This is a genomic window from Sorangiineae bacterium MSr12523 (genome assembly GCA_037157775.1).
Lineage (GTDB): Bacteria > Myxococcota_A > Polyangia > Polyangiales > Polyangiaceae > Pendulispora > Pendulispora brunnea.
On the sequence record CP089982.1, the window covers coordinates 12,928,493 to 12,944,237 of the forward strand.

General features: G+C 62.4%; 16 protein-coding genes and 1 pseudogene. 12 read left to right on the top strand and 5 right to left on the bottom strand.

What is annotated here, in order from left to right:
* Positions 1-174: 174 nt before the first annotated feature.
* Both LZC95_51490 and LZC95_51495 read right to left on the bottom strand, forming a co-directional pair.
* On the bottom strand, positions 175-1,161 hold the full coding sequence (locus LZC95_51490) for a sugar ABC transporter substrate-binding protein (GenBank protein WXA94835.1): 987 nt from the start codon (positions 1,159-1,161) through the stop codon (positions 175-177).
* Positions 1,158-2,159 (bottom strand): Gfo/Idh/MocA family oxidoreductase, encoded by a 1,002-nt coding sequence (locus LZC95_51495; protein ID WXA94836.1) that lies wholly within the window; start codon positions 2,157-2,159, stop codon positions 1,158-1,160. The genes LZC95_51490 and LZC95_51495 overlap by 4 nt, the downstream gene beginning before the upstream one ends.
* Before the next feature lie 173 nt (positions 2,160-2,332).
* Between LZC95_51495 and LZC95_51500 the strand changes: the two genes are divergently transcribed.
* The 4 genes from LZC95_51500 to LZC95_51515 all read left to right on the top strand — a co-directional run bounded on the left by LZC95_51500 (position 2,333) and on the right by LZC95_51515 (position 5,248).
* A complete protein-coding gene (locus LZC95_51500) occupies positions 2,333-2,707 on the top strand; it encodes a hypothetical protein (GenBank protein ID WXA94837.1) in 375 nt (124 codons plus the stop codon).
* On the top strand, positions 2,697-2,912 hold the full coding sequence (locus LZC95_51505) for a DUF3817 domain-containing protein (GenBank protein ID WXA94838.1): 216 nt from the start codon (positions 2,697-2,699) through the stop codon (positions 2,910-2,912). The genes LZC95_51500 and LZC95_51505 overlap by 11 nt, the downstream gene beginning before the upstream one ends.
* Before the next feature lie 130 nt (positions 2,913-3,042).
* Positions 3,043-4,041, top strand: coding sequence for an SH3 domain-containing protein (locus LZC95_51510; protein WXA94839.1), 999 nt, complete (start codon positions 3,043-3,045; stop codon positions 4,039-4,041).
* Positions 4,042-4,408: 367 nt separating this feature from the next.
* The gene (locus LZC95_51515; GenBank protein ID WXA94840.1) at positions 4,409-5,248 is read left to right on the top strand and encodes a serine protease; all 840 of its coding nucleotides are present in this window, start codon (positions 4,409-4,411) and stop codon (positions 5,246-5,248) included.
* Here the strand turns inward: LZC95_51515 and LZC95_51520 are convergent.
* Positions 5,245-6,336 carry a hypothetical protein gene (locus LZC95_51520; protein WXA94841.1) on the bottom strand — a complete coding sequence of 364 codons (1,092 nt, stop codon included), beginning with the start codon at positions 6,334-6,336 and terminating at the stop codon, positions 5,245-5,247. The two genes, LZC95_51515 and LZC95_51520, sit on opposite strands and share 4 nt — an antisense overlap.
* A gap of 163 nt (positions 6,337-6,499) precedes the next feature.
* On the opposite strand from LZC95_51520, the gene LZC95_51525 reads away from it, so the two are divergent.
* The 7 genes and pseudogenes from LZC95_51525 (at position 6,500) to LZC95_51555 (ending at position 13,201) form a co-directional block, all read left to right on the top strand.
* Positions 6,500-7,345 carry an isocitrate lyase/phosphoenolpyruvate mutase family protein gene (locus tag LZC95_51525; protein WXA94842.1) on the top strand — a complete coding sequence of 282 codons (846 nt, stop codon included), beginning with the start codon at positions 6,500-6,502 and terminating at the stop codon, positions 7,343-7,345.
* Between the two features lie 208 nt (positions 7,346-7,553).
* Positions 7,554-8,228, top strand: coding sequence for an SAM-dependent methyltransferase (locus tag LZC95_51530; protein WXA94843.1), 675 nt, complete (start codon positions 7,554-7,556; stop codon positions 8,226-8,228).
* Entirely contained in the window at positions 8,206-8,847 is a 642-nt protein-coding gene (locus LZC95_51535; GenBank protein WXA94844.1) for a DUF1993 domain-containing protein, read from the top strand. Before LZC95_51530 ends, LZC95_51535 begins: the two co-directional genes overlap by 23 nt.
* A 474-nt stretch (positions 8,848-9,321) precedes the next feature.
* Positions 9,322-10,002: pseudogene (locus LZC95_51540) on the top strand (zinc-dependent metalloprotease).
* A gap of 28 nt (positions 10,003-10,030) precedes the next feature.
* Positions 10,031-10,795 carry a serine protease gene (locus LZC95_51545; protein ID WXA94845.1) on the top strand — a complete coding sequence of 255 codons (765 nt, stop codon included), beginning with the start codon at positions 10,031-10,033 and terminating at the stop codon, positions 10,793-10,795.
* Between the two features lie 306 nt (positions 10,796-11,101).
* Positions 11,102-11,959: a M57 family metalloprotease gene (locus LZC95_51550; GenBank protein ID WXA94846.1), complete on the top strand. Its 858-nt coding sequence runs from the start codon at positions 11,102-11,104 to the stop codon at positions 11,957-11,959.
* 84 nt (positions 11,960-12,043) lie between these two features.
* Positions 12,044-13,201 carry a GNAT family N-acetyltransferase gene (locus LZC95_51555; GenBank protein ID WXA94847.1) on the top strand — a complete coding sequence of 386 codons (1,158 nt, stop codon included), beginning with the start codon at positions 12,044-12,046 and terminating at the stop codon, positions 13,199-13,201.
* A 5-nt stretch (positions 13,202-13,206) separates the two neighbouring features.
* Here the strand turns inward: LZC95_51555 and LZC95_51560 are convergent, their stop codons facing one another.
* A complete protein-coding gene (locus LZC95_51560; protein ID WXA94848.1) occupies positions 13,207-13,587 on the bottom strand; it encodes a hypothetical protein in 381 nt (126 codons plus the stop codon).
* 201 nt (positions 13,588-13,788) lie between these two features.
* Entirely contained in the window at positions 13,789-14,985 is a 1,197-nt protein-coding gene (locus LZC95_51565; GenBank protein WXA94849.1) for a hypothetical protein, read from the bottom strand.
* Positions 14,986-15,273: 288 nt separating this feature from the next.
* On the opposite strand from LZC95_51565, the gene LZC95_51570 reads away from it, so the two are divergent.
* Positions 15,274-15,738, top strand: coding sequence for a RidA family protein (locus tag LZC95_51570; protein ID WXA94850.1), 465 nt, complete (start codon positions 15,274-15,276; stop codon positions 15,736-15,738).
* Positions 15,739-15,745: the final 7 nt, after the last annotated feature.

A 15,745-nucleotide genomic window follows, 5' to 3' on the forward strand; every position in this document is an offset into this window, starting at 1 on the left:
GGCTAAATTGTCATTATGGTCCGCATTGCCGAAACTTATATGTGTGCCTTTTGCGACAGCTCGCCGAGGGGGAGAGGGAGAGAGTTCACATGAAGGCGGGAAGGCGGGAAGGTTTTTTGTTTGCCAATCGGCGCAGTGGGCGGAATTGAATTCTCTTCTTCGAACAACGGCGTATCAGCGCATGCCCTGTTGCACGAATTTCTGAACCTGCTCCACGTTGGCCTTGTCGATGAAGCCGGGGCCGGTCAATACCGGTTGGCCCCCGCCCACGGTGGTACCGTTCAATTTGTACAACTTGAGGAACGATACGGGCAGGTAGCCCTGTAGAAAGGGCTGCTGGTCGATGGCGAAGAAGATTTTGCCCGCCGAGATGCTCGAGAGAACGTTGGCGTCGATGTCGAAGGTGGCCAAGGTCACGGTGGGGCGATTGGCTCGTTCTGCGGCGTTGACGGCGGCGGTGGCCACGGCATTGTTGAGCGTCAGAACGCCATCGATGGTCGTATCGGCCTGCAGCTTGGCCGCGATGGTGGCGGTGGCCGCGGTCAGATCGCTGATGGACACTTGCAGATGCTCGAGCTTGCCCAAACTCTGTTTGGCCCCTGCACATCGTTCCTCGAGCCCGACATTGCCGGCTTCGTGAATGACGCAGATGACCCGCTTGAGGCCTTTTTTGGCCAGCCGCTCGCCGGCCGCCTGCCCGGCGATCTTTTCCATCTGCCCGATGTGCGTGAGTGCACCGTACTCGGCCGACTTTTCGACGCCCGAATCGATGGTGATGACCGGAATGCCCGCTTGCACGGCCGCCTGAATCGATGGTTTCAGCGCCTCTGGATTGGCCATGGAGACGATGAGCCCATCGACCTTTTGGCTCACCGCCACGTCGATGAGTTGTGCCTGCTTCTGCGGATTGCCCGAGCCCTGGTAAGTCACCTTGATGCCGAGATCTTTGCCGGCCTGCTCCTCGCCGGTTTTCACGACATCCCAATATTTGTCGCCCGCATTGGCATGCGACACCAAGGCAAACGTCAATTCCTTGGTCGGTTTCGCCGTCTCGCTGGTTGCCGCCGTGGCCGTTGCGGTCGCATTTCCTTTGTCCTTGTTGCAGCCGGCGAGCGCCATCGCGCCCATCGAGAATACCGCGAGGGCCGCGAGGGCCCTCACGAGCGCACCTCCGGCATCTGCACCGAGCGCTTTTCGCGGCGGGAGAGCTCGCACGCGTCGGCCACGAGAAACGCGGCCAGGCCGTCGGCGGCGGAACACGGCGTTTCGATGCGGCGTGCGGCGACGTCGAGGAACACGGCCAGCTCGCGCTCGTAGGCTTTGCCAAATCGGTCGATGAAACCGGGATACGGGGTGCCGCCCGGATAGCGCACGTGCGGCTCGACGGAGCGAATCGGGGTGCGGTCGTCGAGCCCCACCGCGATGCTCTGCTTCGAGCCCAAAGCCTCGAGCCGCACGTCGTAGCCCATCGTGTTGTACATGGTGGCGGAGACCACCGCGAGGGTGCCATCATCGAAGGTGAGGAGGACGGCGGCGGTGTCGAAATCGCCGGCATCGCGGATGTAAGCATCTCCGCGGTTCGCGCCCGTGGCATACACGCTTACGATCTCGCGGCCGGTGACCCAGCGGAGAATGTCGAAATCGTGAATGCTGCAATCGCGAAAGATGCCGCCCGACGTCGGCACGTACTCCGGCGGCGGGGGCCCTTCGTCCAAGGTGCACGCGCGCAAAGTGTGAACCCAACCGAGGCGCCCGCTCTGGATGGCCTCGCGTGCGGCGATGTAGCCCGGGTCGAACCGGCGCTGAAATCCGATTTGCACCGGCACCTGCGTTTTCTCGACGTGCTTTAGCACGGTGAGCGTCTCGCCCAGGGTTGGTGCCACGGGCTTCTCGCAAAAGACCGGAATGCCCGCTTCCACGGCGCGAATGATCAGCCCGGGGTGCGCATCCGTTGCGGCGGCGATGACCAGACCGTCGAGCTTCGCCGTGAACAGATCCTCGACCCGGGCCAACGCCTGCGCTCCGAGCGGCCCCGCCACCTGACGCGCCCGCTCGGCGTTGACGTCTGCGATGAGCAGGGTATCGACGCCCGAGAGCTGCCGAAGCGTCTTGGCGTGAAAGGAACCAATGAGCCCAACACCGGCAAGTCCGATTCGCATGGTGTACGTTCCCCTGCACAAAAGGGTCGTCCACTGGCCTGGGGGTGTCAAGCCGGGTGTCAAGCGCGGCGAAGCTGAGCGCGTGCCGGCCGTCGTTTGGCAAGAAGCCTGCGGTGTTTGGCATTCTTGCCACTGGTCGAAAATGGCCCGTCCCGACATAGACGCGGTACATCATGGTGAGCCTCTATCGCGTGTTCCTCTTTCTGAAGTTCGCCGGCGTGCTCGCGTACGCGGGCGGCTTCGCCGGCGCATTCCTCGCGGGCGAGATGCCTGCGCGCAAGCGTGCGGTTCATGCCATTGCATCGCCCGGTCTGGTGCTGACGTGGATGGCCGGCTGCCTCGTGGCCAATGAATCGGGCATCGGCCTGAGGGAGTTGTGGATTCTAGGCGGCCTCGTGCTGTCGTTCCTCTCGCTCCTGGGCCTCGTCTACAGCGTGTCGCGCGATCGCCGCACCGGCGCGGTGTTCTCGGCGGCGGCGATTCCATTGCTCACCGTGCTTGCGCTCATGGTGCTGCGGCCGACATGGTCGATGCTCGGTGCGCGATGAATGGGCTCTCGCGTGGCTTCGTGCCGTGGCGCTTCTCGAGGGGATCTCGCTGTTGGTCCTTCTTTTCGTGGCGATGCCGCTGAAGTACCTCGCCGGCATGGTCTGGATCGTCCAGATTGCGGGGAGCGTCGCGCTCGTGGCGTCCCTTGTGCCGTTTGGCGCGTTCTTTCTGGACCGCGCATTGCGTCGCGAGGCGGACGGATAACCATGTAGGACATACGACGCCTGGTCCGAGTCAACCCTGCGTTGACAACCCCGCGCGTACCAAAATTCGATTAATTTCGGCCAAAAGGCTTATGCACCCGGTGGCATCGCCATTGCGATTACAGGCCACCATGATGAAATCCCTCCTCTCGAAATCCGTTTTCGCAGCTGCAGGTACAATCTTCGTCATGGCGCCGCTCTTCGCGGGGTGCGCTGCGGACAGCCCGGACCAAGATACGTCCACCCTCGATGATGACGTCACCATCGACGACGGCAAGGACGATCTCGGACCGGAGGGCGAAACGCCGGACGAACTGGATACGTTCACCACCGACGAATCGGCGCTCGACGAGGCGGTGGCCGTGGGCGAAAAGCTGGCCGCCACCTCGGATCTCAATCTGCGCAGCGGCCCGTCGGCCAACGATTCCATTCTCGAAGTGGTGCCGGAAGACGCCGACGTGACCGTCGAATCGGCGGCCCCCTCGGGCGGCTGGTACCAAATCAAGTTTGGCGAAAAGACGGGCTGGGGCTCCGGCATGTTCCTATCGAAGCACACCAGCGGCAATGCTCCCGATGTGCCCGAGGAGCAAGATGCCAACGATTCGCTCGACGTCGACTCGTTCGATAGCTCGGCACTCGATTCCGTTTCACCCCTCGCCGCCGGCGGAACCAATGCCGTCAAACGCGCGCAGGAATGGGTCAAAGCCAAAGTGCCTTATTGCGGCGGCACGAATGGCGGGCACGATTACATTTGCGGGGGCACGTGCCGCCGGCCGCACAACAAGTGGGACAAATATCGATCCGATTGTTCGGGCATCGTCTCCTGGTCGTGGGGACTCAAGGCGCCGGGACTCACGACCTACGGCTTTGCCCCGTACAGCAGCAAGAAGAGCTACGTGATCAAGCCGAGCAAACTCGCCCCCGGCGACGCGCTGAACAACAAGTCCCACATTTTCCTTTTCGCGGGGTGGTCCAACAAGTCCAAGGGGCTCGCCACGATCATCCAGGAATCCGGCTGCGGAAAGGTCGCGCAGAAGGTTCGAACGACATTGAAGGTTACCGGCTCGAAGAAGGATCGCTTCGTTTCTTCACGAAGTGGCAAAGTCTTCTTCCCCATTCGCAAGCGCTAACCAAACGGATTCCCGCCGCCACGAAATCGTGGACCGGCGGGAATCCTCGAAAAGATCGACCGTGAAAAGAGTTAGTTGCTCAGGGATTCGCAATTTATGACAATTTTTGATCCGTAAACGCTAATAGACGTTCCGATTCATACCGCGCGGTCGAATGGATTGGCATGCGGGTGTATTGGAAACATCGCTGATCGCCAAATGATGCCGTGCATGACATTTCGTTAAAAATCCTGGCGACAAGTGCCCGGGTTTCGCGTCATAAGCACGAGAGCGTTCGGATTGAGTGATTCTTGCGGCGGCCCTCGGGGCCCGGTGTGTCTGCGAGTGCGCTTGCGAACGCGTTCATGGTCCCACAACGGAGGATATTATGAACCGAGCGTCGTTTGCGAAGCTGGTCGCTTCTTTTGCATGCTTTGGATTGGCCAATGCCGCATGTGCCGTGCAAAGCGAGGAAATGTCATCACCGGAGCCGGGGACGGACAGCACGCAGCAAGCCGTCGTCGGCGGAAAGCGCGCGAGCAAAGGGGAATTCCCGTGGATGGTGCGGCTAGGGGACTCGCCGCAAGAGACGGCGCCGCCCGCCTGCGGCGGTGCATTGTACACACCTCAGATCGTGCTCACTGCCGCCCACTGCGTCGGCGATACGGGGCCCGATACGAGCATCACGGTGCTTGCCCGGGCGATCGACGTACGGGATTCGGCGGCGACGATCGTCAAATCGACGTACGTGCACACGTCACCGACGTACGCGGCTGGAAAGGGAGGGGATTGGGCGTTGGTCAAATTGGCCAAGCCCGTCCCCAACGCCGTGACCCTTCCAATTGCCACCAGCGCGAAATACAACTCGGGCACCTTCGGCGTGGCCGGGTGGGGGAATACGACGGAGGGCGGGCAGAACTCGCGTTACCTCCTCAAAGCGGAGGTGCCCTTCATCGACGATGCCAAGTGCAAATCGGCGGGCGGCATCTATGCGAACCTGAACGCGAACGCGGAGATCTGTGCAGGTTACTGGGATCGAGGTGGCATCGATACCTGCCAGAATGACTCCGGCGGCCCCATGTTCCGCAAGGACGACGCGGGCAATTGGATTCAAGTCGGTATCGTGAGCTGGGGCGACGGATGTGCGCGCGCAAAGGCTCCGGGGGTCTACACGGAGGTCAGCTCCTACGCATCGGCCATCGCCGAAGCGGCTCGCGCAATGCCCTAATAGTCGCGAACTTGGCGGTAGAACGTGATCAAGTCGTCGTTCGCTTGCTCGATGGCGGCTGGTTCTTTGATTCCCGTGCCGCTGAAGCCTCCGAGGGCCGGCAGTCCGGTGACATCGAAGCCCACGAGCTGCCCCCGCGCGCCGAACGGCAGCCCTTTTTGAAAGAACAACAGCGCCTCCAGGACCGCAGCTCGCCCGGCATGGGGCAGCTGCGATCCATCACCCCATGGCGTGTAGCTGCCGACCATGAAGTCGCGATCGATCGAAATGTAGACGTCGACGTCGCCCGGGGAAAACCAGCCCACCACCGTGGCCAATTGCTCGGTCACGGTGGGGGTGGGATGGTTTTCCGGGATGATGCGCTGCGGTTTGAGGCCATTGTTTCGGGCCAATTGATAGAGGCCGGCGCCGAGGTTGCCGCTCACTTTGGCATTCGGCCCCGACGAGACACCGAAGTTCACGTATGCATCGGCGATGGGCTTCGGATAGACACCGGGCACCACCCGGGTCATGAAGCCTGCCCAATTGTCGCAGCGGATGATTTGCTCGTTCAAATCGATCTTGTCCGGCGAATCGGCGTAGAAATCGAAATTGACGATGATGCGCACCCGCGGCGTGGAGGCATCGGCGTTGGCGAATGCCCATTCGGCCAGCGGGGCCGATACATCGTGTGCCGCATTGTGATCGACGACGGCGAAGCGGGGCCGCGTGGCCGGCTGATGGGAGCGCTCGATGGCCGCGTCCATTTCGATGAGAAGCCCATCGCGAAATGTGCTCAAAGCCGCATCGCCCTTGTAAGCGGTATTCCCGGTTTGGTCGGCGACCGACTTCTGCAAAAACGTACCATGGAGTCCAATGCGGTGGCGCGTTTCGGGCGTGACGTAGTCGAAATCGTTCGTGCCGCGCACCACGCGCGGGACCGGATTGTCGAATTGATTGACCACCACGAGGCGCGCGCTCGCCGGAGCGTGCAGCATCGTTTGGATGCTGTCGAAGTAATCGTTGACGCGTTTGAGGCTGTAGTCTTCGAATCGATTGTAGGAAAGTTGGTTCCGATTCGTCTGGACGAACAACAGATTGCAATCCATGATCAGTCTCCGCTCGCGCTCGCATTGCGACAACCCTGCCAACGCGGCTTCTGCGCACGAAAAGAAAGGGAGAGGGGAGCCTGCGTCGCTTTGTGACTCGTCGCCGTCCAAATCGGACACTCGGATGAGGTGTATTCCTCGGCCGCTCTGATACAAACGGGGCATGCCAAAGAACATCACCGCCGCCGCCACATTCCGACGGCTGCACGACGCGCGCAATGCTTTCGTGATGCCGAATGCGTGGGATGCCGGGAGCGCCATCGTTCTCGCGGAGGCCGGGTTTTCCGCCATTGCCACCACCAGCGCGGGCATTGCGTTTTCACTCGGCCGCGGGGATCACTCCGTTCCGCAAGGCGCCACCGCGGTTTCGAAGGAGGAAATGTTCGATCGCATCCGTCAGATCACGGCGGCGGTCGACGTGCCCGTGAACGGAGACTTGGAGAACGGCTACGGCGCACGCCCCGAGGCCGTGGTCGAAACCATTCGCCTTGCCATCGACGCCGGGCTCGCCGGCGGCAACATCGAGGACTACGAGCGCGGCACGCTGTACGACGAGAGCCTTGGTGCCGAGCGCATTGCCGCCGCGCGCGAGGCCATTGCCAAGAGCGGCACGGACTTCGTCCTCACCGCGCGAACCGACGGCTTGCTCCTCGATACGCCCAGCTCGCTGTCCGATGCCATCCGCCGGGCGAATCGCTATCGGCTTGCCGGCGCGGACTGCCTGTTCGTTCCCGGCGTGAAAAACCTCGACGACATTGCCACGATGGTGCGCGAGATCGATGGCCCGGTGAACGTGGTCGCGGGCCTCACCACCACCGCGCTGATCGTCGCCGACCTTCGCGCCGCGGGCGTGGCCCGCGTGAGCCTCGGCGGTTCGTTCGCCCGTGCGGCCTTGGGCTTCCTCCGCGAGGGCGCCCGCGAGCTATTCGAACATGGGACCCTTCACTTTGCCGAAAAGCAAATATCGCAACGCGAACTGAATACCCTGTTCGCGAAACGCGATCGATAAATCGACGTGCGCGATTCTCGAACCCGCGGGAGGGTGAGAGAACCGCCAAGAACGCCAAGAGAGATTCCATGTGCTGAGCGTCCAGTAACGCTCTTCACAAACCCTTCAGGTCTTGGCGCTCTTGGCGTCTTGGCGGTTTCCCTCTTCTGTTTGGGGATCGTGCTCGCTGATTAGCGCGCCGGGGAGCTCGGGCGCGGTATGAATGCGTATGGCCCACGCGTTCGACCCTTCCAGCCGATCGAAGCTGACGCGGCGCGATCTTCCGCGCTTCGATGGTCCGTCGCTCTTTCATGCGGTAGGCCGCGCGCTCTGCGAGGCGGAGTGCCTTCCGCGAAAGGAGCTTTTCGAAGCGTGGGAGGTCGCGCGGCGCATTCGGCGCCGATTTCGCGGCGGCCGCGTGGTGGATCTCGCTTGCGGGCACGGCTTGCTCGCGCACCTTCTTCTCGTGCTCGACGACACGTCGCCCACGGCCGTGGCGGCGGACGTGCGCATTCCCGAAAGCGCGGCCAAGGTTCGCGCGGCGATGGAGCACGCGTGGCCCCGCCTTGCTGGTCGCGTCGATCTCCAGGCACGCCCGATGGCCGACGTGGAGGTGCACTCCGGGGATCTCGTCGTCTCGGTGCACGCGTGCGGTGCACTCACCGACGACGTCCTTCAACGCGCCCTCTCGGTGCGAACGCGCGTGGCCGTGCTGCCATGCTGCCAGGATGCGAGAACCTGCGATCAAGGAAGCTTCGGCGGGTGGCTCGATTCCCCATTGGCCATCGACGTCGAACGCGTCACCCGCCTACGCCTTCAGGGGTATACGGTCCGCACCGAGCAAATCCCCGATACTATCACGGAAAAGAACCGCCTCCTCCTTGCCGAGCCACCGGCCGAGTAAAAAAGAAGAGCGCCCCATGCACCTTATGCACCTTTCTCTTTACGACGTTAGCGTGCCCGCCCTGATTCGCATTCTGGTGAACTTGGAGCAGATCCTGAACAAGGCCTCCGCGTTTGCGACGCAACGCGGAATGAGCGCGGACGCCTTGCTGGAGCGACGCCTCCACCCCGATATGTTCCCCCTTTCACGCCAGGTGGAAATTCTCGTCTCCGGCGCGAAAGGAAGCGTTGCCCGATTGGGCGGGCGCGTAGGCCCCGACGCGGTGGACCCGGAATTTGCCGTCTTTAATCGCGGCGACGAGTCCTCGTTCCGTGAAACGTGGCGTTCCTTCGGGCAACTCCAGTCACTGGTGCAAGACGGTGTTGCCTATCTGAAAACATTCACCCCGGACGAGATCAACGCCGCTTCGACATCCATCACCGTAAGCAAGGCAGACGCCAGATCCGGGAGGCCCGGCGAGGCACGCATCTTCGAGACCCGCTCCTTCGTTCTCGATAGCGTCCTTCCCAACGCCTATTTCCATATCGGCATGGTCTATGCCCTATTGCGTTCGGCGGGAGTGGATCTTGGGAAGAAGGACTTCGAGGGCGCTCCGGTCTATCGCCTCGAGAAGCCATAAGCGTAAGGCTCAGTAAATATAAGCAAAAGGCCATGTAGGTGGCGCATTGCGCGAACGCAATGCGCGCGTACCCATGCCGATATGTGTGTGCCTACATAAATTTAATGCTTTTGCGAATCGTTGTTGATCGTTGATGAGTTGTGCAATAGTCACAATGTCGCCTTCTACCATGGGGGGCTTGACCTGCGGTGTGAGCACAGCGTGCGGACTGCCACGAGCAGCCGGAGCGCGAACTGCGGGATGTCAACTGAAGGATGCCTCGCAAACAACCTGTCGGTGGAGTCCGAGGGGCGCGCAGGACGCGTATGCCCTCGTTGGATGTCGCCGCACCTATCGCGTCAAGACGGAAAGGGCGTAATCATGAACCTCAGCAAAGTGAATTATCTCATTGGATTTGCGGCGATGATTGCGATTGGCACGGGCTGCGCTGCGTCGGATTCTGACGCGCAGGAGTCCGTGGCGGGTACGAATCAAGAGATCGTCAATAATCTCATCCAGGCTGGATTCCCCGCGGACGACATCATGGAAGTCGACGGCGTCGTGTACGTCGGGCGCGATGCGGCGGTTTCCCTCGAGGCATCCCGCGAAATGCTGCAGGCCGATGGCTCGAAAGAGCAATACCGCACCACCAATTTGGTCGGCAGCGGCGTACGCGTGATTTGCGTCAATGGGTCGGCGTATACCGGCACGTTCAGCACGGCGCTCGACGGGGCGATTGCGAACTACAACAATTTGGGCCTCAACTTCAGCCTGCGGCGCACCAGCGGCAGCACCAGCGGCTGCAATGCGACCATCACCGCGAGGCTTACCTCCGGGTCGGCCGGTGGCAGCTCGGGCTTCCCGTCCGGCGGTCTGCCGTACAACACGATCAACGTTGCCTCGTCGACGTCGCAGTACGGGACCAACGTCGTCAAGCACGTCATCACCCACGAGATTGGCCACACCGTTGGAATGCGGCATTCCGACTACTTCAATCGCAGCATTAGCTGTGGGTCCGGCGGCAACGAGGGCAGCGCGGGCGTGGGCGCCATCCACATCTCCGGCACGCCGACCGGCGCGACGGTCGGTGGCTCGCTCATGAACTCGTGCTTCCGCAGCAGCGAGACGGGCAATTTCACCAGCTCGGACCGCACCGCACTGCAGACCATTTACTAGACCCCCCGAAAAGCCGTTGAATGAGCCCATGCTCACGAGGCTTTTCCTTTTCGCGGCCGCGGCGTCCCTGTCCTTGGGCGCCGCGGCGTGCGGAAGTTCCTCCTCGGAGGAGGAGCCGGCTGCCAACACGGTATGCGCCGGCTTGCACATCGTCGATCCGAGCCTACGCACGCAATCGCAGTGCGGGCCGACCCTCGATTTTACGCCGATCAACGACTACCACGGCGATATCTCGTCCATCCAGGAGCGAGAAGACGCGGTCGTTCTGATCAACGGCAGTTGCACCGGTACGTTGATTGCTGCGCAGGCAGGTCCGATCATCCTGACGGCAGGCCATTGTGGCCACGTGGGCGATCGCGTGATGCTTGCCTTCAACGTCGAGGCCAACGCCGATGGCGACACACTGGTCACCGAGGGTGCCATCATCGAGCAAGCCGATACGCCGGACTACGCCCTCATTCAGCCCGACAAGCTGCCCGCGATCGCACCGACGCCCCTGACGACCAAGGAGAGCGATCGGGTGGCGATCGTCCAGCATCCGCGCGGCGGGCCCAAGGCCATTGCCGAGGGCAAGCTCGCGGGCATCTGCAATGGGCTTATCTACTATACGGATCTCGACACCCTGGTGGGTGGTTCGGGCGCCGGGGTGCTTACGCGCGAGGGTTACCTGATCGGCGTCCACACCGACGGGGATTGCGCCGCCGACGGCACCGGCTCCAACTATGGTTGGACCGCCGCGAGCATCGTCCAAGCTTCTTCGTACTTGAAAGACGCCGACATCGCTGCGCGGTAAACGCAGCCGTCATGTTTCGGGCCAGGCACCCAGCGTAGTAGGGTATCCTACAATTTGGGCGTCAAGATGCCCGAACGACACCTTTGTTTGATAGACTCTGAAACCGTCGCGCACTCACCGTGCGTGCTTGGTCCTTAGGACTCCCGCGTCTCGCTTGAGGGCTGCGGGGGTAGGGGTACGAGCCATCATCGATGGGGGATATCACTACCAAGTGTAGGTAGATCTGCTTTTTTGCGCCTCTGCCGGGGGGGAATCGGCCTGATTCCCGAAGGGGGGAGGTGTGCCCTACTGCCAAGGAGTTTCACCATGCGAATCAAGATGTCGGCCGGTTCCTTCGTCCGCTGCCTGGGGGTGGCATCCAGCGTTATCGCATTTGGCGCCCTTTCCATCTCGTCGGCGGGCTGCGCAGCGGGATCCGAGGAGGGGAGTCGCTCCGAAGCGACCGGCACCACGGCGAAGTCATTCGATGAATGGCAAAAAACGGTTTACCAGGAGCCCGAGAGCGGCGTCTGGATCGTCAATGGCGATACGCCCGTGGACAGCATCGAAAAGCTGCAAGCGTTCTACGAGAGGTACGTGCAGCAGGGCGCACTCATCGTCGACAACGACGGCGGGATCGACTCCAAATGGAATAGTGCGCAAAAGGTGAATATCACGTATTGCGTCAGCCGTACGTCGTTCGGGAGCCGGTACAACGCCGTCGTGCAAGCCATGAGCGAAGCAGGCGGCAACTGGGCGTCGGTTGCGAACATCGCGTTCGTGCACGATTCCAGTCAGGATGGCAATTGCAATGCGCGGAACAACAAGGTCGTCTTCGACGTCCGCCAAGTGCGCAGCGGTCAGTATTTGGCGAGGGCCTTCTTTCCAAATCAGCGACGCTCCACGCGCAACGTTCTCATCGACTCGTCATCGTTCGGGGATACGTGGCCGTATACGCTGGCCGGCATTTTGACCCACGAGCTCGGCCATGCGCTGGGCTTCCGCCACGAGCACACGCGACCCGAATCGGGCGCCTGCTTCGAAGACGACAATTGGCGTGCGCTGACGGCGTACGATTCGGACTCCGTCATGCATTATCCGCAGTGCAACGGGACGAATTCCGGCGATCTCGTCATTACGGCCCAGGACGCGCAGGGAGCCGCCAAGCTTTACGGCTCACCGTAGCCACCGATATCGTCGTGCGTGATGCGCACGGCGAGTGATCCGAGGGTTGGTTCCATCGTTGCGATGGGCGGGGGCGGTTTCTCCATGGAACCGGACAACCCGCTCCTCGACGACTTCGTCCTGTCGCTTGCGCGTCGGTCGCCGGCACGCGTGTGCTTCGTGCCGACCGCAAGCGGCGACTTCGCCGCGTACATTACCCGATTCTATCGGGCCTTCAGTCGCAAATGCCTCGCGACGGATCTCACGTTGTTCTCCGCGGGTTCGCTCCCTCGGCAGCCGGCGCACACCGCCGATCTGCCTGCGTTCCTCGGCGAGCAAGACGTGATTTACGTTGGCGGCGGGAGTACCGCCAACCTACGCGCGCTCTGGCGCGCGCACGGCATCGATCGCATGCTGCGCGATGCGTGGAGCGCGGGCGCGGTGTTGTGCGGGGTCAGCGCGGGCATGCTCTGCTGGTTCCAGAGTTCCATCACGGACTCGTTTGGCGGGCCGGCACCGCTTCACGATGGGCTCGCGTTTCTCGAGGGAAGCGCGTGCCCGCACTATGATGGGGAGGCGTGGCGCCGCCCCACGTACCATCGGCTCGTGGCCTCGGGGGAGCTCCCCGGTGGGTACGCCGCCGACGATGGTGCGGCGTTGCACTTTACAGGGACTTCGCTCGTGGGCGTGGTGAGCTCTCGGCCCGAGGCGTCCGCCTACCGCGTCACGCTTCACGATGGGCAGCTCGTCGAAGAGCGTCTCCCGACGCGCTTTCTGGGCGCCATCGCGCGACGTGCGACGGCCGCGGAGCTCCCGCTCCTTCCGGCGGTGGAAGCTGCCGCGGACGAGCGATTTGCCGCAATGGGCTACGCTCCGCTGCCGCCGCCGGGCAGCAGCGAAACCCTCGCGGCGGCGTTGTTCGTGCTGGTCGCGGGCGAGCCGCCGGTGGGCTTTGCCCGCGTGGAGGTGGTCGACGGGATCGCGCATTTGGAGCAGCTCTCCGTGCACCCCGTGCATCAAGGCCGCGGGTTTGGAGCGGCCCTGCTCGAAGGCGCATTTCAGGAGGCCCAGCGTCTCGGCTATTCCGAAATGACGTTGGTCACGTTCGCGGACGTACCGTGGAATGCGCCCTTCTATGCGCGTCATGGTTTTCGCGAATTGGACGTGCTGACGCTGGGCCTGGAGGCATTGCGCGCGAAAGAGCGCTCGCTCGGACTCGATGCGATGGGCCGCCGCGTCGTCATGAAGCGCACGACGCCCTAACGGGATTACCCGCAGGTGACGCTGTAGCTACGGTAGGCGCTGTCTCGGCCACAGAGGCCGCACGCATCGCGACAATAGAAGCCGACCACCCTCCTTCCGCTTCCCGCGCAAACTCGCTCGGCATCGGCGCGCCAATCCGAGCAACATTTGCAGACGGCGGCGGAGACGTTGACGGTCCCGTCCTCGGCGACGGTCGTGGAGCTCTCCTCGGGACCGGCCAGCGTCGGGTCGGCTTTTGCTCCGCAGCTCGACGTTTGCGAGGCGCTTTCGACGTTCTGGTCCACGCCGGTCGCGTCCTGCGGGTCGGCGGCGCTGCATCCCGCCGTCATGATGGAAATCAACAGCGCACAGCAGGCCGTCCACGACCCCATTTTCATTTTTTGCATGTGTCTCTCCGGAATAGGCAATTGTCCGTTCGGAACGTCCGTGCCGGCGGGGAAGCCGTACGTCCATCCATCCATGCCCATTCGTAGCGACGGGAGAGTTCTTTAGATGCGCATGCAATTTTTCCGAATTGTCATGACAAAGGCATCCATTGCGCACCGATGTGTTGCCGTGCGCAATGGATGCCTGCTAGGGAGCGCTCGCTATCGATTTGCGATGGAAGCGTCGGCCAGCTTTTTCACGTGCGCGGGCGAGATCCCCGAGACCGTATGCGTGGGGGCCGACTTGGGCAGCCATAGGAAGTCGGGGTGCGCATTCTTGCTGTGCCCAACCCACTCGCCGCCGATGATGGCCCCTCGGGCATCGAGTTCGAGGACGTAGCTGTAATCATCGTGATGGGTATACCGATCGATGGTCGAAGAGAGATTCCCTTCGTCCGGATCGGATTCGCCGATGTACGCGACGCGCGTTTTCACGTAGAGGAAGGATTTGGCGCCGGAGTTGAAGGCGTACGCCGCCGGAATCGGTGACGATGTGTTGCCCATCACCAGACGATTGGCTTCCTCGGCGCTTACGGGCTTTTGCTCCTTGATTTCGTAGCTGCGAATGGGCTGATTCCAAACTTGGCTATCGAACGTGCGATCCTCGGCGAAAGATTGCTTGAGAAGCCCGAGGTAGTTCGTCAAAAGAAGGTGCAGGGTACCCGGATTCGTATCGCGGCATCGCGACGGCGGGCGGCCGTATTTGTCGCGACTCAGGTCGGCGCTGTCCTGGTTGCAACGCAAGGAGATCAACTTGGTATCGGCTTCCGTGTAAAGCATCGAAAGCAGTGCCTTGATGTCTTGAACCTCGAAGGTCACGCCGTTCTCGACGACACCGTGTTTCGGCTCGGGCACGAGAATGGACGCGGGTGTCCAGCCGTGGCAGATGCCCGCCCAGGTGAGCACGCACCTCCCGGCAGATGCCCCATTCCGCTTTCCGCACGCGGTGCCGTCGTTGCAATCGGTATCGCTCGTGCACGTGCCGCGGGCGCTGACCGATTCGACTCCATTCGACGCGGCCACTTGATCTTGGACTCCGGAAACACCGAAGGCCGTCTCGTACTTCTCCGATGGCGAAAGCGAGTCGGGGCCGTTCCAGCGATAGTTGATGCTGTCGTTGTAGGCTGGCCAATAGCTTCCCGCCCACGGTGTCTGCGCAGCTTCCCCCTTGGTGGGGAGCGTGGCCGCCACGCGCTCGAGGCGCACGCCGAACAGCGCCGGATCGTCGGCCGCAGACCAGACTTCGCGTTGCTCCACGGAGCCGGTTCGTTCCTGGCCTGTGCCATCGGATGTCTGCACGCTGCATGCGGGCAATGCAACGAGTGCGAGCGGGAGTGCCACGAGGAATCCCTGTTTCATATGCCTTTTTCCTTCAATGAATTGGCCATGGCGCCTCGGCATCCATCGACGCGGGGCGCATCTCGCTGGGGAGACGCAGCGGCATTCCGGGAGGTGCACGAAAATCGTAAAAATCTTCTTCGGCTGCTCGCGTTCGCTTTTTCGCGTGCTCGAAACCACGCGTTTTCGGCGCTCGGATGTCCAATCCGAGTTCACGAGGTCGCCGAAGGGGCCGGCTGTCGCACATCGAGATTGATGCGCCGCAGAACAAGGGCGCGGGTAAGGTGGCGGCGAAAGAGAGGACTTGCGATGAGTGGACGAATCGAAGCGCGACTCGCGGAGCGGAAGATCGAACTGCCGAATGCCCCCGCGCCGGTGGCCAACTACGTTCCCGCCGTTCGATCGGGGAATCTCCTTTTCGTGTCGGGGCAGGGCCCCTGGTTCAATGGCGAATTGCGCTACATCGGCAAGGTCGGTCGCGACCTGACGGTGGCCGTGGCGCAGCAGAGCGCGCGCCTATGCGCGCTGAACGTGTTGGCCCAGGCGCGGGCTGCGCTCGGCGATTTGGACCGCGTCGTTCGCGTCGTCCAGGTGCAGGGCTTCGTCGACGGCATCCCGGAATTCGCGGAGCACCCCCAGGTGATCAACGGCGCCTCGGATCTCTTCGTCGAGGTCTTCGGCGAAGCGGGGCGGCATTCGCGCTTCGCCGTGGGCTCGGGCTCGCTGCCCGGGAACATCTCGGTCGAGGTTGCCGCCATTTTCGAAGTCGAATAGCGATTAC

Bases quoted from the DNA above. Each gene is read 5' to 3' on its own strand.
- LZC95_51500 (WXA94837.1), top strand. From the start codon at position 2,333: ATGGTGAGCCTCTATCGCGTGTTCCTCTTTCTGAAGTTCGCCGGCGTG.
- LZC95_51565 (WXA94849.1), bottom strand. From the start codon at position 14,985: ATGAAACAGGGATTCCTCGTGGCACTCCCGCTCGCACTCGTTGCATTG.
- LZC95_51545 (WXA94845.1), top strand. From the start codon at position 10,031: ATGCTCACGAGGCTTTTCCTTTTCGCGGCCGCGGCGTCCCTGTCCTTG.
- LZC95_51515 (WXA94840.1), top strand. From the start codon at position 4,409: ATGAACCGAGCGTCGTTTGCGAAGCTGGTCGCTTCTTTTGCATGCTTT.
- LZC95_51525 (WXA94842.1), top strand. From the start codon at position 6,500: ATGCCAAAGAACATCACCGCCGCCGCCACATTCCGACGGCTGCACGAC.
- LZC95_51560 (WXA94848.1), bottom strand. From the start codon at position 13,587: ATGCAAAAAATGAAAATGGGGTCGTGGACGGCCTGCTGTGCGCTGTTG.
- LZC95_51555 (WXA94847.1), top strand. From the start codon at position 12,044: ATGGAACCGGACAACCCGCTCCTCGACGACTTCGTCCTGTCGCTTGCG.
- LZC95_51530 (WXA94843.1), top strand. From the start codon at position 7,554: ATGGCCCACGCGTTCGACCCTTCCAGCCGATCGAAGCTGACGCGGCGC.
- LZC95_51570 (WXA94850.1), top strand. From the start codon at position 15,274: ATGAGTGGACGAATCGAAGCGCGACTCGCGGAGCGGAAGATCGAACTG.
- LZC95_51550 (WXA94846.1), top strand. From the start codon at position 11,102: ATGCGAATCAAGATGTCGGCCGGTTCCTTCGTCCGCTGCCTGGGGGTG.
- LZC95_51510 (WXA94839.1), top strand. From the start codon at position 3,043: ATGATGAAATCCCTCCTCTCGAAATCCGTTTTCGCAGCTGCAGGTACA.
- LZC95_51520 (WXA94841.1), bottom strand. From the start codon at position 6,336: ATGGATTGCAATCTGTTGTTCGTCCAGACGAATCGGAACCAACTTTCC.
- LZC95_51495 (WXA94836.1), bottom strand. From the start codon at position 2,159: ATGCGAATCGGACTTGCCGGTGTTGGGCTCATTGGTTCCTTTCACGCC.